This window comes from Gemmatimonas sp. (assembly GCF_046594945.1).
Taxonomy (GTDB): domain Bacteria; phylum Gemmatimonadota; class Gemmatimonadetes; order Gemmatimonadales; family Gemmatimonadaceae; genus Gemmatimonas.
Genome location: NZ_JBKJRB010000010.1, coordinates 74220 through 97592 on the forward strand (window position 1 = coordinate 74220; position 23373 = coordinate 97592).

Below are 23373 nucleotides of genomic sequence, written 5' to 3' on the forward strand. Positions count from 1 at the left end.
GGCGTCACGGCCCGGCTCGGGTGCCGTGACCGGACGGCCCCGTGACGAGTGCGGACCCCTGAGCCACTTCGTGATAGTTGTATGAGGAGACCGCGTGGGTTAGCCTTTCCAGTCTATGTTTGACGAGCTCTCAGACAAACTCGGGAACGTCTTCGCGAAGCTTCGCGGACGTGGCGTTCTCACCGATGCCGACATCAAGGAAGGACTGCGCGAAGTTCGGCGCGTCCTCCTCGAAGCCGACGTGAACTTTGCGCTTACCCGTGAGTTCCTCGAACGGGTGGAGGCGAAGGCCGTCGGCGTGTTGCAAATCAAGACGATCCAGCCAGCTCAGCAGTTGGTGAAGATTGTCCACGACGAGTTGACCGCGATGCTCGGCGAGCGGCGCGAGGGGCTCAAGATGAGCACCGTGCCGCCAACGATCATCATGATGGTCGGCCTACAGGGGTCGGGTAAAACGACCACCGCCGGCAAGCTCGCCCGCAAGCTGATGCTCGAGAATAAAGCGACGCGACTGGTGGCGGCCGATGTGTACCGCCCCGCCGCCATCGACCAACTCGAGACGCTTGGGAAAGCGCTGAATGTGCCGGTGTACGCTGATCGCGACACGAAGGACGTCGTCAAGATCGCGAAGGCCGGTATCGACCAAGGCATGCGGGCTCGTGATCGCGTGGTCATTGTCGATACGGCCGGTCGTTTGCAGATCGACGCCGACATGATGGACGAGCTCAAACGGCTCAAGGCGGCGATCAAGCCCGACGAGATTCTGCTTGTGGCCGACGGCATGACCGGTCAAGAAGCGGTCAAGATCGCGCAGGGCTTCGATGAAGCGCTGAACGTGACCGGTGTCATCCTGACCAAGCTGGACGGTGATGCGCGCGGTGGTGCCGCGCTATCGATCTACGGCGTGCTCAAGAAGCCGATCAAGTACATCGGTGTCGGCGAGAAGCCGGATGCGCTCGAGGAGTTTCATCCGGAGCGGATGGCCGGGCGCATTTTGCAGATGGGCGATATCGTGTCGCTGGTGGAGAAGGCGCAGGAAACCTTCGATGCCACCGAAGCGAAGAAGCTCGAAAAGAAGGTTCGCCGGGAAGGCATGGATCTCGAGGACTTCCTTACGGCCATGCGGCAGATGCAGAAACTTGGCCCGCTCGAGAATCTGCTGAAGCTGTTGCCGGGCGTGAACTCGAAGATGCTGAAAGACGTCAAAATGGACCCGAAGCGCATGAAGCACATCGAGGCCATCGTGCTGTCGATGACGCCGCAGGAGCGGAAGAAGCCGGAGATTTTGAACGGCTCACGTCGCGCGCGGATCGCGAAGGGCTGCGGTCGCCCGGTGAGCGAGATCAACAAGCTGCTCGAACAGTTCCGCGAAATGCAGAAGATGATGAAGAAGATGGGCGGCGGTCCCGGCGGCGCCGGGCCCGGCGGTGGCGGTGGAAAGGGGGGCGGCGGTATGCCCCGAATGCCATTTGGCGGCGGCGGGATGTTCGGAATGCGGTGAACGAAACGGCGAGCGTTAGCTCGCCGTTTCTGTGCTGGGCAGCGCCGTATCGAGTCCCGGCCACGAAGGGAGGTTGTACACCACCAGCGTGCGCAGGTAGTGTTGCCCCTCCGCGTCATGCCGCGCGAGCACGGCCGCGGCGCCACGCGCCACCGACTCGGCGTCGGCATACGGCGGTTCGAGCTCCTCGGGAATGACACCGGCCTCGTGCGTTACGCCGACGGCATCGAGAAAGGTGATCTGGATCTGCGGCTCGAGATCGACATAGAGCAGCTGCAGTAGCTCCAGCTCATCCTGCGGCGACTGTGCATTCAGTCGCACGAATTCTCGGGCGAGCTTGTCGACCGGCCACGACAGAAGCGTGGCGGCGCGAAACCCGCCGCCTTTGGCGGCGAGGCGCTGCGAGTACAGCGTGCGCGCGCCCTTGTGCTTGGCGAGGGCGGACGTAACGAGCAACAGGCGCCGCTCGGGCGTCAGTGCGCGATAGGGAGTAGGTGACTTGGCCATTGACGCAACCTAGCGGGACGGGGGGCGCTTTTCCGAGGCCTCTGTCATCCGGGCGACCACCCGACGCGCGATTTCATCGGCCAGTCCTTCGCCGGCCAAGATCGGCGCGGTTACGCGCCCGATTGGCGGCGGGCCCGCCGCGACGCCGGACAAGCGTCGATCGGCCAGATGATCAGCCGCGTCCTGCGAGTCGATACCGGTCGCCAGTTCGTGCAGGATGCCGTCCTTGAGGCTGTAGACGAGTCCGTGCAACAACGGCCGCCGGCCGCGCGCCCAGGCCTGCTGGATGATCGGCGTTTCAGAGAGGTGGTAGAGCTGCTCGAGCACGTTCAGCTCCACGAGGCGGTCGAAGCGCGCCTGCGGATCGGCGATCGCGTCGAGCTCCACCTTGTTCCAGCGCAGTACGTTGCGAATGGGGCCAAGCCAGTGGTCCACCAACCCATGCTGCTGACCGGACATCGCGGCCTTCACCCCACCGCAACCGTAGTGACCGGTCACGATGACGTGCTTCACGTCGAGCACTTCGACGGCGTACTGCAGCACGCTCATCGCATTGATGTCGCTCGGCATCACAAGGTTTGCGATGTTGCGATGCACGAACAGTTCACCCGGTTTCGTGCCGGTAATCGAGTTGGCCGGCACGCGGCTGTCGGCACATCCGATGTACAGAAACAACGGTTCCTGACGCTGAGCGCTTTCGCTGAAGAAATCAGGATCGCTGGCTTTGACTCGGGCGGCCCAGGCACGATTGCCTTCGATGATACGACGGAATTCTTCCATGAGGAGTTCTCGGGGTCGTCAGGAAATGGTGCGCACGTGCGCCGGGGTCAGCTCGGCTTCGGGAATGCCGACGAGGCGGTAATCGATGTCGCGAGCCTTGGCGGTTTCGCGGAACAGCAGGAGCACTTCAAGGGCATCGTAGTCGAAGCGCGTAGTGCGTCGACCGTCGATTTCCACGCGGGAGCCGGGCGCCATCGCATTGAGCGCGCGAGCGAGACTGGCCTTGCTGAGGAACGTCACCTGCTCAGGGAGCGCATAGCGCGTGAGCACCGCGCCGGGCGGGCTGATGCGCGATAACGCAGGGCTGCGCAGATGCTCCATGATGATGAAGCCAATGCCGATCACGAGGCCAACCCCGATACCGCGCAATACATCGGTGAACACAATGGCCGCGACGGTGACCATGAACGGAATGAAGTGGCTGTAGCCGAGACGCCAGGCGGTAGCCCACAACGCGGGCGCGGCAAGACGGAATCCGGTGACCAGCAGGACCGAGGCGATCGCGGCCAACGGTGTGCGATTCAGTATGAAGCCGAGGGCGACGACGGCAATGAGCATCAGTACCGCATGCACCATGGCCGATAAGCGCGACTTCGCGCCGGCGTCGACGTTTGCCGAGCTGCGGATCATGACGCCGGTGATCGGCAAGCCGCCGAGCAGGCCCGCCAGGATATTGCCGGCACCCTGCGCCAACAGTTCGCGATTGACGGGCGCGTCGCGACGCTGCGGGTCGAGCTTGTTTGTGGCTTCGAGACTGAGCAGTGATTCGAGGCTAGCCACGAGACCGATGATCAGCGCTAGCTGCCACACGACCGGGCTGGAGAGCGCACTCCAGTCGGGGAGTTTGACGTGCTGCATAAGATCCCCACCGGTGATCGTCGGCAACGACACCAGGTGCGTGCCGCGGATCGCGAAGTCGGGAAGGACAAGGCGGAGCACTTCGTTCACCGCGACGCCGATGCCGACGGCCACCATCGGTGCGGGCAGCAGCTTCATACGCGCGAACGGCGAGCGCGGCCACCAGAGCATGACGCTGACCCCGAGCAACGCCGCGGCGACCGCGCCGGGCTGAATCTGCTGCAGCGCTTCGCCGAGTGAGCCGATGGTGGTGGAGCCCGATGACTCGATGAACGACATGTCGCCCTCGTAGTCGCCGTCGTACCCCAGCGCGTGCGGCAGCTGCTTCAAGATGAGCGTGAGGCCGATACCGGCCAGCATGCCTTTGATGACCGACGACGGCACGTAGTACGCGACGACGCCGGCGCGAAGGCCACCGAGTAACAGTTGCAGGATGCCGGCGAGGACAACGGCTGGCAGCAAGCGTTCAAAGCCGCCCACCTGCTGAATGCCGAGGAGCACCACGGGCGTGAGGCCGGCCGCCGGGCCGCTGACCATGAGCGGTGACCCTGATAAGGCGCCAACCACGAGTCCGCCCACCACGCCGGCGATAACGCCGGAGATAAGCGGAGCGCCGGAGGCGACGGCGATGCCGAGACAGAGCGGCAGGGCGATGAGGAATACGACGATGCCCGCCGGCACGTCGTCGCGCCACGTGTCGAACAGGCTGGTTCGTGCGACGAGGCGGACCTCAATGGCGGCGCCGGGTGGATCGATCGTTCGGGTTCCCATCATGCGTCAGGATTCAGGGGCGGGGAGCTGGCAGCTACGTTGAAGCGGAAGCGATGTACAATACATAACCTCTGTCGAGGGGTTCCCCGAGGGAAATCCGGTCGACGGCGCTGACGGTTCCGGTAGGCGTCCGCAGCGCGTAACGTCCGTTTATGACTCGATTCATCCGTTTTCGTGCAGTACGTCGACTGGCTGCGTTGCTGGTTGTGGCCGCCTGTTCTGCGCCGGCAGACTATGACGTTGTCATTCGTGGCGGCACCGTGTTCGACGGCTCGGGCGGGGCACCGACCGCGTCGGACGTGGCGATTCGCGGTGATTCCATCGTGGCCATCGGCACGATCGGCGGGACCGGACGGATCGAAATAAACGCGTCGGGACTGGCGGTGGCCCCCGGCTTCATCAACATGCTGAGCTGGGCTACGGAGTCGTTGATCGAAGATGGACGCAGTCAGAGCGACATCCGACAGGGAGTGACGCTGGAAGTCATGGGCGAGGGCGAGTCGATGGGGCCGCTGTCCGATACGCTGCGCGCCGACATGCTGTCTCAGCAGGGCGACATCACCTTCCCGATTACCTGGCGCACGTTACGGGGGTATCAGGATTCGCTGGTAAAGAAGGGCATCAGCACCAACATCGCGTCGTTCATCGGCGCGACCACGGTGCGGATCAATCATGTGGGATGGGACGATCGCGCTCCCACGGCGGCAGAACTCGACGCGATGCAGGCCGAAGTGCGTTCGGCGATGGCAGAAGGGGCGCTCGGCGTGGGCTCGTCATTGATCTACGCGCCGGCTTTTTATGCGAAGACGCCGGAACTGGTGGCGCTCATGAAGGCCGCCGCGCCATTCGGTGGCATGTACATCTCGCACATGCGCAGCGAGGGCGCGCGCCTTGAGGAAGCCGTGGAGGAGTTGATCACGATTGCCCGCGAAGCCGGTGTGCGCGCGGAGATCTATCACCTGAAGGCCGCCGGCGAGAGCAACTGGCCGAAAATGGAGAAGGTGCTGGCGCGCATCGAAGCCGCGCGCGCCGAAGGACTGGAGATCACGGCCGACATTTATCCGTACACGGCCGGTGCCACCGGACTCGACGCCGCGATGCCGCCCTGGGTGCAGGAAGGCGGCTACGCCTCGTGGGCGAAGCGTCTGCAGGATCCGGCCATCCGCCAGCGCGTTGCCACGGAGATGCGCACGCCAACCGACCAGTGGGAAAGCCTGCTGCTGGCCGCCGGGTCGCCGGAACGCGTGGTCCTGTCGGGCTTCAAGGCCGACTCGCTCAAGCAGTACACCGGAAAAACTCTTGCGGCGGTGGCAACGATGCGTGGTACCACACCGGAGGAGACGGCGATGGATCTGGTGGTGAAAGACGGCACGCGCGTGGGCACGATCTACTTCATTATCGACGAAGACAACATCGTGAAGCAGATCAGGAAGCCGTGGGTGAGCATCGGCTCCGATGCCGGCTCGCTGGCATCGGAAGGCAAGTTTTTGAAGAGCAGTCCGCATCCGCGCGCCTACGGGAGCTTCGCGCGCGTGCTTGGCAAGTACACGCGCGACGAACAGGTCCTCACGCTGCAGGAAGCCGTGCGGCGCATGTCCGCGCTCCCGGCCAGCAACCTCCGGCTCGCACGTCGCGGCATGCTCAAGCCCGGCTACTTCGCCGATGTGGTGCTGTTCGACCCCAAGACCATTCGCGACAATGCGACGTTCGAGCAGCCGCATCAGTACGCCAGCGGCATGCGTCACGTATTTGTGAACGGCGTGCAGGTGCTCAAGGATGGTGAACACACGGGCGCGAAGCCGGGCCGTGTCGTACTCGGTGCCGGAGCCAAGCGATGAGCGACGGCATCAGCACACGGCGGGAGTTTCTGCAGGCCGCTGGCATGGTCGCGGCGGTGGTCAGCAGTGACGTGCGGTTCGGCATCAACGTGCGCCCGGGACGTCCCGCGCACGATCTGGTGATTCGTGGCGGCACGATTTTCGACGGGAGCGGCGGAGCCCCCCGCCTCGCCGACCTCGCGATCAGTGCGGGACGTATTGCGGAGATCGCGCCGCGCATTGGCGGCGCCGGTGAAGAAGAGATCGACGCGCGCGGACTCGCGGTTGCGCCCGGCTTTGTGGACATCCACTCGCATGGCGACGGCTCGTTGCTGGACGATCCGCGCGCCGAGTCGGTGGTGCGTCAAGGCATCACGACGATCGTGGCCGGTGCCGACGGGAGTTCTCGCTTTCAGGGAGACGGGGCGCACAGCTTCAACGCGTGGGCCACCGCGCTCGAGGCGGCGCGACCGGCGGTGAATGTGGCGGCGATGATCGGCTTGGGTAGCGTGCGCGGCGCCGTGGTCGGTGATGACGATCGGAAGGCGACGGCTAACGAACTCCAGCGGATGGTGCGCATGGTGGAGCAGGCCATCGCCGCCGGCGCCTGCGGGGCGTCGACCGGACTGGAATACACGCCGGGGGCGTTCGCGAGCGCGGAGGAGTTGATCGCGCTCTGTCGCCCGCTGGCCGCCAAGCGGTTGCCGTACGCCACCCACATGCGCAACGAAGACGACCGCGTGCTCGACTCCATCGACGAGTCAATTGCGGTGGCGCGTGGAGCCGGATGCCCGCTACAGATTTCACACTTGAAAATGCAGGGCACGCGGAACTGGCCGAAGCTGGACACCGCATTGGCGCGCATCGCCACTGCGCGCGCGGCGGGTATCGACGTGCAGTTCGATGTGTACCCGTACGAAGCGTATTCGACCGGACTCACCAACCTGTTTCCGGTGTGGAGTCGAGACGGCGGCACCAACGCTTTTCTGGCGAGACTCAAAGACCCCACGGTGGCGCCGCGCATTCGCACGGAGGCGCTGGCCAAAGTGGAGTTGATCGGCGGCTGGGAAAACGTACAGATCTCGCGAGTGGCCGAAGCCATCGACCGCGACGCCGAAGGCAAGCGCCTGGGCGCCTACGCGTCGGCCAAGGGGGTCGACCCATATCTAGCGGCGGTCGGCCTCCTGGAACGCAACCGAGCCGACGTAGGCATGCTGGGCTTCGCGATGAGCGAAGATACCATCGACCGCCTGCTGGCCCACGAGTTCAGCATGGTTTGCTCCGATGGTGGCGCCTTCGCGATCGACGGCCCCACGCGGCGCGGCAGCCCGCACCCGCGCGGCGCCGGCACCTTTCCGCGGGTCCTTGGCCGCTACGTGCGCGAGCGGAAGGCGCTCTCATTGGCCAGTGCGATCCGCAAAATGACCGCGGTGCCCGCGGCCCGCGTGCACTTGGTCGATCGCGGGAAGCTCGCCCCCGGTATGGCGGGCGATGTCGTGGTATTCGACACCGCCCGGGTGGCCGATACGGCCACGTTTGCCAACCCGTTCCAATACCCGCTGGGCATGGCGGCGGTGGTCGTGAACGGCGTGATCTCGGTGCGCGACGGTCAACGGCCATCGGCCGGGGCGGGGCAAGTACTTCGTCCCGCGTAATCACGCGCTATCCCTCAACGTCTGCCGCCACCGGACGTAGCACTGAAGTAGCCCTTCGTCCCGCCTCTCCTCATGATCCCTGAGATGATTCGCCGAACACTCTTCCTCTCGATCTCGGCGGCCTGCGCCGCACTGCCCCTTGGTCTCCCGTTGGGCGGCCAAGCCAAGCCGGCCACCACCCCGGCTCGTGCGGTCGCCAAGCCCGCCGTGAAAGCGCTCGCCGCGCCGATGATGGCGTCGGCTGACCCCGCTCTGTTCAAGGGGCTCAGCTACCGTCTCGTTGGCCATTCCCGTGGTGGCCGTGTCACCTCGGTGACCGGTGTGCCGTCGCAGCCGAAGACGTTCTACGCCGGCGTGGCCAGCGGTGGCGTGATGCGCACGACGAACGGTGGTGACTCATGGGATTTCATCACCGACAACAAGATCCCCCTCGGCTCGATCGGCTCGATCGCGGTGGCGGAATCGAATCCGAATATTGTCTACGTGGGCACCGGTTCGGACGGCGTGCGCAGCAACGTGTCCACCGGCCGCGGCGTATACAAGAGTGTGGACAACGGCGCGTCGTGGCAGTTCAGCGGACTCTACGATGCGGGACAGATCGGCGCCGTGCGCGTCCACCCGACCAATCCGGACATCGTCTGGGTGGCGGCGTATGGAGACATCTTCAAGCCGAACAACGAGCGCGGCATCTTCAAGAGCACCGATGGCGGCAAGTCGTGGAAGAAGACGCTGTACGTGAGCGACAGCACGGGCGCGATGGATGTCGAGTTGCAGCCAGGTAATCCGAGCGTCGTGTACGCGTGGATGAACCACATCGAGCGGAAGCCGTGGTCAATCATTTCCGGCTCGCGCGAAGGTGGCTTCTACAAGAGCACGAACGGCGGTGACAGTTTCACCAAAATGGTGGGCGGACTGCCGAACCAGATCACCGGCAAGGGCAACTTGGCGGTCACGGCGGCCAACCCGAACCGCATTTATGCACTCGTGGAAGCGATGCCGGGCGGCGGGCTCTATCGCTCCGATGATGCCGGTGCGAGTTGGGCGCTCATGAACAGCACTCCCGGCCTGATCACGCGGCCGTTCTACTACACCTCGTTGGGCACGGATCCGTCGAACGCCGACGTCGTGTTCGCCGGCGCCGAGACGTTCTACAAGAGCACCGACGGCGGCAAGACCGTGGCGCCGTTTCGCACGCCGCACGGCGACAATCACGACATCTGGATCAATCCGACGAACAGCAACACGATGGTGCAGTCGAATGACGGTGGTGCCAACGTGTCGTTCGACGGCGGCAAGACGTGGAGCTCGCAAGACATTCAGCCCACGGCCGAGTTTTACGGCGTGTGGCTGGATAACGCGTTCCCGTACAAGCTGTACATGGCGCAGCAGGACAACAGCACGTACATCGTGCCGAGCAACAACGACGTGTTCAATATGAGCACCGTGCGCACGGGGCCGGGCTGCGAAACGGGGCCGATCATTCCGCACCCGAGCGACCGGAATCTCATTCACGGCAACTGCAAGGGGCAGTATGCCCTGATGAACGTCGAAGCCGGCGTGACCAAGAATTATTGGATCGGTGCGCAATCGCTGTACGGCAACGATGGCGGTGATCTCGAGTATCGCATGCAGCGCACGACGCCGATGGCGTTGTCGCCGCACGATCCGAAGGTGTTGTACTACGGCTCGCAGTATCTGCATCGCACGCGGAACAACGGGGCGACGTGGGAGAAGATCTCCCCCGACCTCACCTGGTTCCCGAAGTGCTGCCAGGGCGGCAGCGGCGAACCGATCACGCGCGACGTGACGGGTGAAGAGTTCTACAGCACGTTGTACGCGATTACGGAATCGCCGCTGGAGAAGGGCGTGATCTGGACGGGGTCGAACGACGGTCCGTTCTCGGTGACGCGCAACGATGGCAAAACCTGGGCGCGCGTGACGCCGAAGGAACTCGGTGAAGGTGGACGCGTGGCGTGGATCGAAGCGTCGCCGCACCGGAAGGGCTCGGCCTACTTCGCGACCTACCGCTACCTGCTGGGCGACTACAAGCCGTACATCTATCTCACGAACGACTACGGCAAAACATGGAAGTTGCTCACTGATGGCAAGAACGGTATTCCGGCCGATGCGCCCACGCGCGTGGTACGCGAAGATCCCGTACGTGAAGGGCTGTTGTACGCCGGCACCGAGTTCGGTCTCTACATCTCGTTCGACAACGGTGGCCACTGGCAGCCGTTCAACCTGAACATGCCACAGATACCGATCAACGACATCAAGGTCCATCGCGGCGATCTGGTGATTGCCACGCAGGGGCGCTCGGCGTGGATCATGGACAACATCTCGGCGTTGCAGCAAATCGGTCCCGCCACGCAGAACGCAGCGCTTACGCTGTTCTCGCCGCGTGACGGCTATCGCACGACCACCACGCCGGCGCTGCTCGGTCCGGCGGTGGACTATTTCCTGGCCAGCGCGCCGGGCGACACCGTGCGCATCGAGATTCTGGATGCGGCGGGCAAGGTGGTGAACACATACAAGAGTGGCATTGTGCCGCAGGCCCCGCGTCCGCGCTTCGGCGGCGACGATGACCCCGATGCCGCGATGATGGAAGGCCGTGGTCCGCGTCAGCCACTCGTCGCGCCAACGGTCAACCTGGTGACCAAGAACGCCGGCATGAACCGCTTCGTGTGGGGTGCCCAGCACTCCAACGGACTCGGTTCGCCGCCGGGCACGTACTCGGTGAAGGTCACCGCTGGTGGCATCACGAAGTCGGTGCCGCTGCGCCTGCGGATCGATCCGCGTTTGGCAGCCGACGGCACCACCGAAGCGGATCTGCAGGCGCAGTACACGCACAACCTGAAGATGCGCGAGATGGTAGCCGACGTGAACGCGCTGCTGGTGCGCGTAAAAACGGCGGAAGCCAAGTACAAGGGGGCTACCGGCGCCGCGGCGGATACCGCGACGAAGGTGAAGGAAGTGAGTGACATCGTGAACACGCAGCCCATTCGTTACGGCAAGCCGGGACTGCAAGCGCACATCACGTATCTGGCCGGTATGACGGCGCGAGCCGACCAGAAGGTCGGGCAGGACGCGTACCAGCGGTACACGTTCCTGCGCAAGGAATTGGAAGCGGCGAAGGCCAAGCTCGATCGCGCGATCGGGCCGGCCACGCGCATGTAGTCGCGATCGATGCTCGAGGCGATTCGCAAGTTGATTGGAGACAGCGTGCCGGGGACCCCCGGCGCGCACTCCCGGGGGCATATGCACGACGTGCGCGTTGCGGCGTGCGCCCTGCTGGTGGAGCTGGCCTGTGCCGACGGTGACTTCAGCGAGGCTGAGCAGGCGCGGATCATGGACATCCTGCAGCGGCAGTTCGGCGTGGACGAAGCCGGTGCGAAGCAGATGCTGGCCGAAGCGGCGGCGGCCAATCACGACGCGGTGGACCACTTCGTGTTCACACGGCGGGTGGTGAAGGACTACGACGTCGCGCAGCGCATCGTGCTGGCGGAGCTGATGTGGCAGGTGGCGCTGGCCGACGGCTCTCTGGATAGCCAGGAGTCGTACGTCATGCGGAAGCTGGCCAGCCTGTTGCAGCTGGAGCCGGCGTTTCTGGCCCAGGCACGGAAGAAGGCGCAGTAGGGGCGACGTCGCCGCCGGGAACCCTTCCGGCGCCGATCGGGTAAACTTCCCAGTTGTTCGCTGCGCCTTTCATCCCGTATCCGACTCTACAAACACTATGTCGCTTTCCCGTACGCTTTTCCGCGGCGCCTACGCCGTGGCCGCTCTTTCCCTGATCTCCGTGTCGGCCTCGGCCCAGGGCGCCATGGGCGGCATGAAGATGGATTCCAAGGCGCCCGCGTCGCCGCGCGACTCGGTGATCACCACGATCGCCGGCGCCAACATCAACGTGAACTACGGCCGCCCGTCCAAGCGCGGTCGCGTGCTGTTCAATGGCCTCGGTGACATGAAGTGGGGAATGGTGTGGCGCACGGGTGCCAACGAAGCCACGCACTTCACCACGGCCAAGCCGCTGGCGTTCGGCGCGATCACGGTGCCGGCCGGTACGTACACGCTGTTCACGAAGATCGAAGAGAACGGCAAGTGGGAGCTGATCGTGAACAAGCAGACGAAGCAGTGGGGCACGGCTTATGACCCGAAGCAGGATCTCGTACGCATTCCGATGACGGTGACGAGCAACAACCCCGTGGTCGAGAAGATGGAGATCATAGTGAAGCCGGCGGGTAAGGGCGGCGAGATCATTATCGCGTGGGACAATTACAAGGCCGTGGCGGGGTTTACGGTTAAGTAGGGAGTAGGGGGGGTACGGAGCGAGTTCGCTTCGTACCCCGTTTTTTTGCACCCGGGCGATTTGCTACGACTCCGTTGGTCTTGAATCCTCGGGACGAGTGCCAAGAACGTTCGATACTGGACGCGGTGATGGCGTCGAATCGCGAGCTGTTGCCATGTCATTTCAAAAAACGTGGGAACATCGACCGGATCTGTGGTCTTCTATCGTCTCTACCGTAGCCCCGGTAATGAGGCCTTCCGTTCAGAGCGAGGTCAGTAAAGATGTCGCGCAACAAACAGCGGCGCAGTGCTGCGATTGTCATACTTGTATCCGCGTTCGCATCATTCCTGCTATCGGTGACGCTGTGGTTCACGGGCCACCACGACCAAGGATTGTACGTCGGACTGTGGGTTCCGTCGATTTTGTCGTTTGGTAGCGTCGCGCTTCTCATCGACCGCGACCGCAGTGAATAATCTTGTGCTGTTCGCTGCGGGGCTGGTGGTTGGCATCCCTGCTGGAATCGTCGTTGTCGCCCTCGTATTTGCAGCGGGCGTCGACGAGCGTTCGCAGAAAGCCCGTGATGCGCGCGGCGAAGCAGGAAGCACGTAGTTGCGCTGACCGACGTCGCGCGATTTCGCGTAGGTCACGCTCTTGTTCAGTGCCCGATTGCCCCCGCGTCCCGGTCGCGCGGGTCTGCCGCACCCTGCCGCACACCCTTGGCGTTCACGAAGATTGAATGCGCGGTGCCCTGATTGCCGCCCAGTCGCACGGTGTGGCCCATGGCTTCCAGTGCCTTCACCGTTTCCGGTAAGGTGCCGTAGCGTTCCATGGTGATCACGTTCGGCAACCACTGATGATGTAAGCGCGGCGCGTTCACGGCGTCTTGCACGGGCATCTGAAAGTCGACCAGATTAAGCACGACTTCCATCACGGTGTTGATGATGGTGCGTCCGCCGGGGCTGCCCACGACGGCTACGAGCTTGCCGTCTTTGGCGAGAATCATTGGTGTCATGCTGGAGAGCATGCGCTTGCCGGGCTGCGCGATGTTGGGCGTCGTACCCACCAATCCCGTGCTGTCGGTGAGGCCGGGTTTGCCGTTGAAATCGCCCATCTCGTTGTTCAGCAAAAATCCGGCGCCGTCCACCACGGCACCTAAGCCGTAGCCAGCTTCGAGCGTGTATGTGACCGACACCGCCATTCCGTCTTTATCGACCACCGAGTAGTGCGTGGTCTCGTCGCTCTCGTAGCCCTGCGCCACATCGGCCGGTGACGACGGCGACGCCTTGTCGTTCATGATGGAGCGGCGTAACTCCGTGGCGTAGGCCTTGCTCATCAGCTTCTCGAGCGGCGGCTTGGTGAAATCGGGATCCCCGAGGTACAGCGCGCGATCACGGAACGCCCTCCGCATGCTCTCCGCCAGATAGTGCACGTACTGCGGGGAGTTGTGGCCGAAGCGCTTGAGGTCGTAGCCTTCGAGAATATTCAGCATCTCGATCATCGCGGTTCCACCGGAACTCGGCGGCGGCATCGAGATGATCTCGTAGCCGCGATACGTGCCCTTCACCGCGGCGCGCTCGGCTGGCTGATAGGCCGCCAAGTCGGCTTCGTTGATCAATCCACCGTGCGACGCCATTTCCCGGGCGATCAGCTTAGCGGTGGTGCCCTTGTAAAAGCCGTCGCGCCCCTGGTTACGCACGCGCGTGAGTGTCTTCGCCAGATCTCCCAGCACGAGCTTCTCACCGGCGGCGTAGGGCTGGCCGGATTTGTAATATGCCGCGATGGACGCGGGATAGGCGGCGAGCTTGTTGCGCGTGCCGGCCAGCGAAGCGGCCAATCCGGACGGAATCACGAAGCCATTACCGGCCAGCTTCACCGCCGGGTCAACCAGCTTCGCCCACGAGACCTTGCCGTACTTCTGGTGCGCATGCGCGAAGCCGGCCACCGTACCGGGCACGCCCACGCTTTTGTGCGAGCTGTGGTGAATGCGTGCGGAGTAGGCGCCCGTGCTATCGGTGAACATTTCCGGTGTCGCGCGAGACGGCGCCTTTTCGCGGAAGTCGATCGTGGTGGTTTTGCCATCGGCGAAGCGCACCACCATGAATCCGCCCCCGCCGATGTTGCCGGCGGTGGGGTAGGTGACCGCCAGGGCGAACCCGGTGGCGACGGCGGCGTCGATGGCGTTGCCGCCCTTGGCCAAGACGTCGCGGCCGGCCTGGCTGGCGATCGCGCTCGCTGAGACCACCATGCCCTTGGGGGCGTTCACGGCTGCACGAGGAGCCCGCGCGGCGGCGGGTTCCTGCGCGCCGAGGAGACCGCTGAAGGCGAGCGAGGCGACCGAAGGCCAAGCGGCCATCAGAGCACGCGACGCGACGAGATTCGGCGGGCGTCGCCGGGAGAGCAGAGAGGGGATCATGGGGGCGTGGAGGGAGGGGTGACGTATGCCGAATCTACTTTCGCTCGAGCGCCGTCATGAAGGGTTCGTATTTGGAGCCAGGATGCCAGAGCACCCAGCCGTTGTAGCCGGCGTCGTACACGGCCTTGATCTGTTGACGCACCTCGTGGGCACCGTAGGGCGGCTGGCCCAACGAGAATGCCTGCAGGTACGGGCGCACGCGTTCACCTGTCAGGCCGAGTGCGTCGTTTCGCTGCTTGGCGCGGGCGATGGCCTTGTTCACGATGGCATACGGGTCGGCATTGGGACGCGCCACCCCGAGCGCCCCGCGCGGGTAGTGCGATGGGTAAACCATCGGCAACAGCACGTCGGTAACGGGGGCGAGCTTCTCCCAGTGCTGCGCGACCTCCAGCGGCCCAGGCACGGTCGTGACTAGCCCGAACACGTCGGCCGTGCTTCGCGCGCCGAGGGCATGGAGCCGCGTCTGCGCTTGCTTCAAGAAAGCGGCGATGGCGTCGGGCTTGGATTGCCCGTTGCTGTTGGGAAACAGCTGCGGAGGCAGCGACTTGTAGGGTTCGGGAAAACGGATGTAGTCCCACTGGATCTCGCCAAAACCCATCCGGACGAGCTCTTCGGCCACGGCCAGGTTGTACTCCTGAATACGGATGCTGTACGGGTTCACCCAGCTGAGCCCCTTGTGGTCGCGCCAAGCCGTGCCGTCCGATCGCCGGATCACGTCTTCCGGGTTCATTCGGCTGGCCACCGAATCCTTGTAGACGACCAGCCTCGCCACGGCCAGCACTTTGTGCGCCCGGAGCGAGTCGAGCAGTGCGTTGACGTCGCGGATCTTGGTCTGCGTGCCGGCGTTTCGGGCGATCGACGGGTCGCTCGACAGGTAATTGAGGCCGAACTCGTCTTTCATGTCGACAACCAGCGCGTTGATTTCGGTGCTGTCCGCGATCGCCAACAGCTGGTGCATCCGCTTCCTGCTCTGCGCCGCGAAGCGATTGACGTAGAGCGCCCGAATGGCGGGCAGCGCTGCTGGCGCGACTGCAGTATCCCTGGGGCCGACGACCGTCGAAGTCTTTGATACGGCAGCCGTCTCGGCGGCAGCCGTCTCACGGGTGCCGGATGCCGACTCCGCACGGCTGTCGAGGCAGCCGCCAAGGCAGGCCAAAGAGAGGCCCACGGTCAGCGACAGGGCGAGGCGGGGACGGAATGAGTTCACGGGCGTCTCGTCGGTGCGGCGAATGAAGAAGGGACGGCGGCGTGTCGTGGAGTACCCGCCTTTGTAGTACACGAGCCGTTGGAGTGGCATCAGCGCGTCAACCTGACTATGCTTCGAGGCTCCCCGGAAACGGGGACCCGGGTGCGGGTCGGAAACGCCGACTTCGCGACGAGCCCGGAACGCCGGTGGCGATACGACTGGCGAGCTGTCCCAACTGTCTGAACTGAGATCATCACATGGCCGTCAAGATCCGTCTCCGCCGCGAAGGCCGGAAGAAGACCCCGATGTATCGTATCGTCATTGCCGATTCGAAGGCGCCGCGCGATGGCCGTTTTATCGAGATCATCGGACAGTACCAGCCGCAGCTCGGCGAGAATGCGCTCAACCTCAAGCACGATCGTGTCGAGTACTGGATGAACGTGGGCGCGCTGCCCACCGACACCGTGCGCTCGCTGCTCCGCCGCGCCGGTATCCTCAAGTCGCGCCACGAAGCGCGCCTTGCGGCCAAGCTCAAGGCCACCGCGGTCGCTCTCCCCGAGGCGTGATCTGCCTGAATATGTGATTGTCGGCAAGGTGCGTCGCGCACATGGTGTGCGCGGTGCCTGGGCCGTCGAGTCGCTATCTGCGGCGCCGGACGTGATTTTCACGTCCGGCGTTGTCATTTATGCGGGTGACCGGAAGGGCAACATCAGCGGTGATCCCACCGCCGCCATGCTGCACATTGATGACGGCCGTCCCATGAACACGGACTGGCTCGTGCGCGTGACTGAAGTGACCGATCGCGATGTGGCCGAGTCGTGGCGCGGACGCTATTTGTTGGCCGACACCGCAGACATGCCCGAGCCGGACGACGACGAGGTGTACATTTTCGCGCTCATCGGCATGGACGTTGAAGTGGAGGGTCAGGGTCATGTGGGCGTGGTGCGCGATGTGTACGACGCGCCCCAGGGGCTGATTCTCGAAGTCGAGACCGCGACCGGTCGTCCGCTCGTGCCCTGGCATCCCGAGATTATCGAGCGCCTGGACGAAGAGCGTAACACGATCGTGCTCAAGCCGCTCGACGGCCTGCTCGACCACTAACGCGTTCACCCGAGCGATCGCCGTGCTGCGCATCAACGTCGTGACGATCTTCCCCGAGTTCTTCGCGGGGCCGCTGTCTCTCAGCATTCCCGCCAAGGCGGCCGGCACCGGTGGGGTGTCGTACAACTTGATCGATCTGCGCACGTTCACGTACGATCGCCACCGAACGGTGGATGACTATCCGTTTGGCGGTGGCCCGGGCATGGTGATGAAGCCCGGTCCGTTCTTTGAGGCGGTGGAGTCGGTGCAGGCGATGGCACCGATCGTGTTGTTGTCGCCGCGCGGACGCCGCTTCTCGCACGCCGACGCGGTGCGCTTCGCGGCGGGCACCGAGCTCACGCTGCTGTGCGGACACTACAAGGACGTCGATGAGCGCGTGGCTACGCACTTGGCCACCGAAGAACTCTCACTGGGCGACTTCGTGCTGAGCGGCGGTGAGCCGGCGGCATTGGCGATTATCGATGCCACGGTGCGGCTGCTACCGGGTGCCATGGGTGACATTGAGAGCGCGCGTACCGATTCGTTTTTCGATCGTGGTATCAGTGCGCCGAGCTACACGCGTCCGGCCGAATATCGCGGCCATACCGTGCCCGACGTGTTAGTGGGCGGTGATCACGCCAAGGTGGTGGCGTGGCGCGACGATCAAAGCCTGCAGCGTACACGCGATGCCGAGGCACGCGATCGCGCCGAGTGGGCCGCGCGCGAGCAGATGAGTTCGACCCGTGAAGAGGCGATCGCGGCCGTGGAGCGTGTGCAGGCGGCGAAGGCGCTCAAGAAAGCGAAAGAGAAGGCCGCGAAAGAACGTGCGAGAGCACGTGCGGCACGGAAGATCGCCACTGACGCGCCCGGCGCCACGGAGGCCGAGTGAGTCTGCGCGTGTTTGTCACGGGTGGCACGTTCGATAAAGAGTACGACGAGCTGACCGGCACGCTGCACTTCGAGGCGACACACGTTGAAGAGATGCTGCGCCGTGGTCGGTGTATGCTCGAGGTGCATGTTGACGTGCTGATGATGATCGACAGTCTCGAAATGAAGGAGGCGCATCGACAGCGTATCGTCGAGGCCTGTGCAACGTGCGCGGAAACGCAGATCGTGATCACGCATGGCACAGACACCATGGTGGACACGGCCGCGGTGATCGCTGCCTTGGTGACGACCAAGACCATCGTGCTGACCGGCGCGATGGTGCCCTATGCCTTCGGCAGCTCCGATGGACTCTTCAACCTTGGCAGCGCCCTGAGCTTCGTGCAGGCGCTCGCGCCAGGAGTATATGTGGCCATGAACGGCCGCTGCTTTCGCTGGGACGACGTGCGCAAAAACCGTGACGTAGGGGTGTTCGAGTCGCTGGGATAGCCGTTTTCGCCCGAGTTTCTTACGCGGCGAACTCACCCCGAGCTGAAGATATCGGTCCACCGTCGACCACGCGGCGATAGCCGTGGGACTTCAGGATTTCGGCCGCCATGGCCGATCGCGCTCCGCTGGCGCAGTAGAGCAGGATCTTCGAATCCTTGCTGATGCCTGGCTGATCGGGGATGGTCGCGGCAATCGTCTGCACGGGCAGGCAGACGGCGCTCGGTAGGTGGCCGAGCCAAAACTCGACCTTGGAGCGAACGTCGATCACAATGTCGACTGGCTTCTGGCGAAACGACGGCATGAGCGGGCCCGGACGAGGGAATGAGAGGATCAACGGTCGCGTCTGTCGCGCTTGACCTCCTATATATACGCATATATGCATAGCTCGGCAAGATAGCCGATTCCGCCGTCTCGGCGACCGGAGTGCTGAACCGTTCCATGCGGCCCGCCTCGACGGTATTGTTCGAGATTCATTCCCACTCCCCTTTCCGAACTTCTTCGGTATCGCCCGATGGCCAAGATCAAGGTTGTGAACCCCGTCGTCGAAATGGACGGCGACGAGATGACGCGCATCATTTGGCAGTTCATCAAGGACAAGCTGATCCTCCCGTATCTCGACGTTGAACTCGAGTACTACGACCTCGGGATCGAGCACCGCGATGCGACCAACGATCAGGTCACGATCGACTCGGCCGAGGCCACCAAGAAGCACGGCGTGGCGGTGAAGTGTGCGACGATCACGCCCGATGAAGCCCGCGTGAAGGAGTTCGGGCTCAAGAAGATGTGGAAGAGCCCCAACGGCACGATCCGCAATATCCTGGGCGGCGTGATCTTCCGCGAGCCGATCATCATCTCGAACATCCCGCGCCTGGTGCCGGGTTGGACGAAGCCGATCGTGGTGGGCCGTCATGCGCACGGCGATCAGTACAAGGCGACCGACTTCAAGGCGCCGGGTGCGGGCACGGTGACGATGACGTACACGCCGGCCGATGGCAGCGCGCCGATGGAGTTTGAAGTGGTGAAGTTCGGCGCCGACGGTGGTGTGGCGATGGGTATGTACAATTTCAACGATTCCATCCGCGACTTCGCTCGCTCCAGCCTCACGTACGGTTTGCAGCGAAACTACCCGGTGTACCTCAGCACGAAGAACACGATCCTCAAGGCCTACGACGGCCAGTTCAAGGATCTGTTTGAGGAAGTGTTCAACAGCGAATTCAAGGCTGCATTCGACGCCGCGGGGCTCACGTACGAGCATCGCCTGATCGACGACATGGTGGCGTCGGCGCTCAAGTGGGAAGGCGGCTACGTGTGGGCGTGCAAGAACTACGACGGTGACGTGCAGTCGGATATCGTGGCGCAGGGATTTGGCTCGCTTGGCCTCATGACCAGCGTGCTACTGTCGCCCGATGGCAAGACGATGGAAGCGGAAGCGGCGCACGGCACGGTCACGCGCCACTACCGCGAACATCAGAAGGGCAACAAGACATCCACCAACCCGATCGCCTCGATCTTCGCCTGGACGCGTGGTCTGGCGCATCGCGGCAAGCTCGATGGCACGCCGGCCGTCACGGCATTCGCCGATACGCTCGAGCAAGTGTGCATCGAAGCGGTGGAAGCCGGTGAGATGACGAAGGATCTCGCGATTCTGATTTCCAAGGACAGCCCGTATCTGCACACGGAAGCATTCCTCGATGCGATCGATCGCCGCTTGCAGGCGAAGATGGCGTAAGCACAGGCGTCCACCCGTTTTGACGAGGACCTCAAAAGGCAGTAGCATGTGTGCTACGTCCCCCTTCTGAGGTCCTCATGCATTTCGCCCTCCGTCAAACCGCAGCAACGCTGATCGTCGTGGCGGGTGTGACCACCGCCGGTGTTGTTTCGGCCGGTGTTGCCGGCGCCCAGCGTGCGCCGGCCAAGTCCACCAATCCGGCCGCCGCCATCTCGGCCGCCGTCACGCCTGCGGCGTACGCCGCGCTCCCGTGGCGCCATATCGGTCCCGAAGGCAATCGGTTCAGTACTGCAGCGGGTATCGCCGGCGATCCGTCCACCTATTACGTGGGCGCGGCGTCGGGCGGCATCTACAAGACCACCGATGCCGGCGTGCACTGGGCGTCGATCTTCGACGGACAGTCGGTCATGTCGATGGGGGCGATCGCCGTGGCGCCCAGCGACCGGAATGTGGTGTGGGCCGGTACCGGTGAAGCCCACATTCGCAGCCACATCTCCATCGGGCAGGGGATTTTCAAGAGCACCGACGCCGGCGCGACGTGGACGCTGATGGGGCTCGAGAAAACGGGGCGCATCGCACGACTGGCGATTCATCCAACCAATCCCGACGTCGTGCTGGCGTGCGCGCTGGGCACCGCATATGGCCCGCAGCAAGAGCGCGGTGTTTTCCGCACCACCGACGGCGGTGGCACGTGGACGCGGGTGCTGTTCGTCGATGTGCATACCGGCTGCAGCGATCTGGCAATGGACCCGTCGAATCCGCGCACGCTGTATGCCGGCATGTGGCAGATTGAGATCCACACCTGGGGACGCACCAGCGGTGGCCCGGGGAGCGGGCTCTTCAAATCGATCGACGGCGGCGCGACGTGGACGCGACTCAAGGGAAATGGACTGCCGGTCAAGCCGGTGGGGAAGGTGGCGCTGGCGATCGCGCCGTCGCAGCCGCAGCGCATTTTCGCGATGATCGAAACGGGCGACGGTGTGCCATGGAACGATCAGGATACGGAGAGCGGCCAGCTGTGGCGCAGTGACGACGCCGGCGCCACGTGGACGCTGATCAATCGCGATCGCAACGTGATGGGCCGCGCACACTACTACTCGCGCATGGCGGTCACGCCCGACAACGACAACGAGATGTACTTCCTGACCGCGTCGTATGCGCGGTCGATCGATGGCGGTCGCTCGCTCACGACGCTCACGGGCCCGCAAGCGCCCGGTGGCGATCACCACGATATCTGGATAGATCCGACCAACGCCGATCGGCAGATCGTGGCGCACGATCAGGGGCTCTCGATCACGACGACGCGCGGACGCACCTGGTTCAAGCAGCGTCTCGACAATGCGCAGATCTATCACGTCACCGTCGACAACAACATTCCGTACAATGTGCTCGGCAACAAGCAGGATGAGCCGAGCTACCGCGGGCCGAGCAACAGTCGCGTGCAGGGCGGACGCGGCTCGGGTATTTCGCGCGGCATGTGGCACTCGGTGGGCGGTGGGGAGAGTGGTTGGGCCACGCCCGATCCCACCGATCCGAACATCATCTGGAGCACCGCGTCGGGCTCGGGCATGGTGGGCGGTATCGTGGTGCGCTTCGAGGAGAATCGTCGGCAGTTCCGCAACGTCGAGGTCTGGCCACAGCAGTCCAACGGCGCCGCCGATCAGCTCAAGTATCGGTTCGTCTGGGATGCGCCGCTGCTCATCTCGCCACACGATCACCACACCGTGTATACGGGCAGTCAGCACGTGCATCGCACGCGCGACGCCGGCAATAGCTGGCAGGTGATCAGTCCCGACCTCACGCGCAACGACCGCTCCAAAATGAAGAGCTCGGGCGGTCTCACGCCCGACAACATCGGCGTCGAGTATTCCGGTGTGGTGTACGGCATCGCCGAGTCGCCGAAGCAGAAGGGCGTGATTTGGGTGGGTACCAACGACGGGCTCGTGCAGCTCACGCGCGACGACGGCGCGACGTGGACGAATCTCACGGCCAACGTGCCCGGTATTCCGTTGTGGGGATCGGTGCGGTCGATCGCGGCCAGCAAGTGGGATGCGGCGACGGCCTATCTCACGATCGACGCGCACCAGGAAAACGATCGCGATCCGTACGTGTATCGCACCACGGATTTCGGGAAAAGCTGGGCGAAAATCGTGACCGGCATTCCGAAAAGCATGCTGAGCTACGCCAAGATCATCATCGAAGATCCTACGCGTCGTGGCATGCTCTATCTCGGTACGGAGAACGCGATCTACTTGAGCTACGACGCCGGTGATCACTGGCTGCCGCTGCAGAACAACCTGCCGCATGCGCCGGTGTCGGGCATCGTCGTGCAAGAGCACTTCAACGATCTGGTGATCTCGACGTATGGGCGCGGCTTTTGGATTCTCGATGACCTCGCGCCACTGCAACAGCTCGATGCGTCGGTGCTGGAGAAGGGGGCGCACCTGTTCCGGCCGCGCGCAGCCTATCGCTATCGCGGCATTACGGCGCCGAGTACCCAGTACGACGACCCCACGGCGGGCGACGATCCGGAATACGGTGCGAGCATCAATTTCTACCTGAAGGCGTCGGCCAAGGCCGCGCCCACGATCGAGATTCTCGATGGGGCCGGCAAGGTGGTCCGCACGCTTCGTGGTTCGAACACGGCCGGCGTGAATCGCCTGGCCTGGGATCTGCGCGATGAGCCGAGCCTGGAGGTGCGGCTGCTCACGAGCCCGCTGTACGCCGAGCATATCGTGGCGGGCCCGCAGGGCCGCACGGCGCCGGGAACCAGTCGTCTCGCTATCCTGATGCCACCAGGAGTGTACTCGGTGCGCCTCACGGTCGACGGCACCGTGCAGTCGCAGCCGCTGGAGGTGCGCAAGGATCCGAACAGCGGCGGCACCGAGGCGGAGATCGCGGCGCAAGTAGCGCTGCTGGCGGGCATCAAGCAGCAGCTCAACGATGCGGGATCGGCGGTGCATCGCGTGGAGTCGGTACGTCTGCAGTTGCAGCAAGTGCAGCGTCTCGCGACCGACGCCGAGGTCGCCCGCGCCATTCGCGCGCTCGATACGAAGCTACTCGATGTCGAGATGAAGCTCGTAGACTTGCGACAGACCGGTCAGGGACAGGACGGTGTGCGCTTCGGCTCAATGCTCATCTCGAAGATGGGGTATCTCGCGAACGGCATGTCGAGTTCGGATTTCACGCCGACGACACAGCATGTGGAGGTTGATGGGATACTGCGCGAGCAGCTCAAGCAGCATCTCGCCTTGATCGACGGAGTGCTGGCGAGTGAGCTGGCCCCATTGAATGCGCAGCTGGATGCGAAGGGGCTGCCGAAGGTCGTGGATCGGGCAGGGCCGACGCTGCGCATCGTGCCGTAGAATTCACTACAATGAGTTACGCGGCGGGTCCGTTCACGAGGGCCCGCCGCGT

At 63.9% G+C, this 23373-nt stretch carries 18 protein-coding genes; 12 read left to right on the plus strand and 6 right to left on the minus strand.

Annotation, left to right across the window (positions count from 1 at the left end; genetic code table 11):
* The first annotated feature begins 115 nt into the window (after positions 1–115).
* Positions 116–1501: a signal recognition particle protein gene (gene ffh / locus ACLL97_RS01550; protein ID WP_411278710.1), complete on the plus strand. Its 1386-nt coding sequence runs from the start codon at positions 116–118 to the stop codon at positions 1499–1501.
* Positions 1502–1516: 15 nt separating this feature from the next.
* Here the strand turns inward: ffh and ACLL97_RS01555 are convergent, their stop codons facing one another.
* Genes ACLL97_RS01555 through ACLL97_RS01565 form a run of 3 tightly spaced genes read right to left on the minus strand, consistent with a single transcriptional unit; the run spans position 1517 to position 4420 of the window.
* Entirely contained in the window at positions 1517–2008 is a 492-nt protein-coding gene (locus ACLL97_RS01555) for a hypothetical protein (protein ID WP_411278711.1), read from the minus strand.
* Positions 2009–2017: 9 nt separating this feature from the next.
* Entirely contained in the window at positions 2018–2788 is a 771-nt protein-coding gene (locus ACLL97_RS01560; protein ID WP_411278712.1) for a carbonic anhydrase, read from the minus strand.
* 18 nt (positions 2789–2806) lie between these two features.
* On the minus strand, positions 2807–4420 hold the full coding sequence (locus tag ACLL97_RS01565) for a SulP family inorganic anion transporter (RefSeq protein WP_411278713.1): 1614 nt from the start codon (positions 4418–4420) through the stop codon (positions 2807–2809).
* 149 nt (positions 4421–4569) lie between these two features.
* Here ACLL97_RS01565 and ACLL97_RS01570 point away from each other — a divergent pair, with 149 nt between their 5' ends.
* From ACLL97_RS01570 to ACLL97_RS01590, 5 genes are all read left to right on the plus strand, one after another.
* Entirely contained in the window at positions 4570–6255 is a 1686-nt protein-coding gene (locus ACLL97_RS01570) for an N-acyl-D-amino-acid deacylase family protein (RefSeq protein WP_411278714.1), read from the plus strand.
* Entirely contained in the window at positions 6252–7889 is a 1638-nt protein-coding gene (locus ACLL97_RS01575) for an N-acyl-D-amino-acid deacylase family protein (RefSeq protein ID WP_411278715.1), read from the plus strand. Before ACLL97_RS01570 ends, ACLL97_RS01575 begins: the two co-directional genes overlap by 4 nt.
* 72 nt (positions 7890–7961) lie before the next feature.
* Positions 7962–11066 (plus strand): hypothetical protein, encoded by a 3105-nt coding sequence (locus tag ACLL97_RS01580; protein WP_411278716.1) that lies wholly within the window; start codon positions 7962–7964, stop codon positions 11064–11066.
* A gap of 9 nt (positions 11067–11075) precedes the next feature.
* A complete protein-coding gene (locus tag ACLL97_RS01585) occupies positions 11076–11525 on the plus strand; it encodes a TerB family tellurite resistance protein (RefSeq protein WP_411278717.1) in 450 nt (149 codons plus the stop codon).
* Between the two features lie 97 nt (positions 11526–11622).
* Positions 11623–12195 (plus strand): DUF2911 domain-containing protein, encoded by a 573-nt coding sequence (locus ACLL97_RS01590; RefSeq protein ID WP_411278718.1) that lies wholly within the window; start codon positions 11623–11625, stop codon positions 12193–12195.
* A 634-nt stretch (positions 12196–12829) separates the two neighbouring features.
* On the opposite strand, the gene ggt is transcribed toward ACLL97_RS01590, so the two are convergent.
* On the minus strand, positions 12830–14587 hold the full coding sequence (ggt, locus tag ACLL97_RS01595; RefSeq protein WP_411278719.1) for a gamma-glutamyltransferase: 1758 nt from the start codon (positions 14585–14587) through the stop codon (positions 12830–12832).
* Positions 14588–14621: 34 nt separating this feature from the next.
* Positions 14622–15884, minus strand: coding sequence for a putative glycoside hydrolase (locus ACLL97_RS01600; RefSeq protein ID WP_411278720.1), 1263 nt, complete (start codon positions 15882–15884; stop codon positions 14622–14624).
* A gap of 146 nt (positions 15885–16030) precedes the next feature.
* Between ACLL97_RS01600 and rpsP the strand changes: the two genes are divergently transcribed.
* Genes rpsP through ACLL97_RS01620 form a run of 4 tightly spaced genes read left to right on the plus strand, consistent with a single transcriptional unit; the run spans position 16031 to position 18227 of the window.
* Positions 16031–16339, plus strand: coding sequence for a 30S ribosomal protein S16 (gene rpsP / locus ACLL97_RS01605; RefSeq protein ID WP_411278721.1), 309 nt, complete (start codon positions 16031–16033; stop codon positions 16337–16339).
* Positions 16340–16352: 13 nt separating this feature from the next.
* The gene (rimM, locus tag ACLL97_RS01610) at positions 16353–16874 is read left to right on the plus strand and encodes a ribosome maturation factor RimM (protein WP_411278722.1); all 522 of its coding nucleotides are present in this window, start codon (positions 16353–16355) and stop codon (positions 16872–16874) included.
* A 22-nt stretch (positions 16875–16896) separates the two neighbouring features.
* Positions 16897–17742 carry a tRNA (guanosine(37)-N1)-methyltransferase TrmD gene (gene trmD / locus ACLL97_RS01615; RefSeq protein WP_411278723.1) on the plus strand — a complete coding sequence of 282 codons (846 nt, stop codon included), beginning with the start codon at positions 16897–16899 and terminating at the stop codon, positions 17740–17742.
* Complete coding sequence (locus ACLL97_RS01620) at positions 17739–18227, plus strand: asparaginase domain-containing protein (RefSeq protein ID WP_411278724.1); 489 nt, start codon at positions 17739–17741, stop codon at positions 18225–18227. The genes trmD and ACLL97_RS01620 overlap by 4 nt, the downstream gene beginning before the upstream one ends.
* A 19-nt stretch (positions 18228–18246) precedes the next feature.
* Here the strand turns inward: ACLL97_RS01620 and ACLL97_RS01625 are convergent, their stop codons facing one another.
* Positions 18247–18528 (minus strand): rhodanese-like domain-containing protein, encoded by a 282-nt coding sequence (locus ACLL97_RS01625; RefSeq protein WP_411278725.1) that lies wholly within the window; start codon positions 18526–18528, stop codon positions 18247–18249.
* A gap of 210 nt (positions 18529–18738) precedes the next feature.
* On the opposite strand from ACLL97_RS01625, the gene ACLL97_RS01630 reads away from it, so the two are divergent.
* Positions 18739–19956 (plus strand): NADP-dependent isocitrate dehydrogenase, encoded by a 1218-nt coding sequence (locus ACLL97_RS01630; RefSeq protein WP_411278726.1) that lies wholly within the window; start codon positions 18739–18741, stop codon positions 19954–19956.
* 77 nt (positions 19957–20033) lie between these two features.
* Positions 20034–23321: a sialidase gene (locus ACLL97_RS01635; RefSeq protein WP_411278727.1), complete on the plus strand. Its 3288-nt coding sequence runs from the start codon at positions 20034–20036 to the stop codon at positions 23319–23321.
* Positions 23322–23373 lie beyond the last annotated feature (52 nt).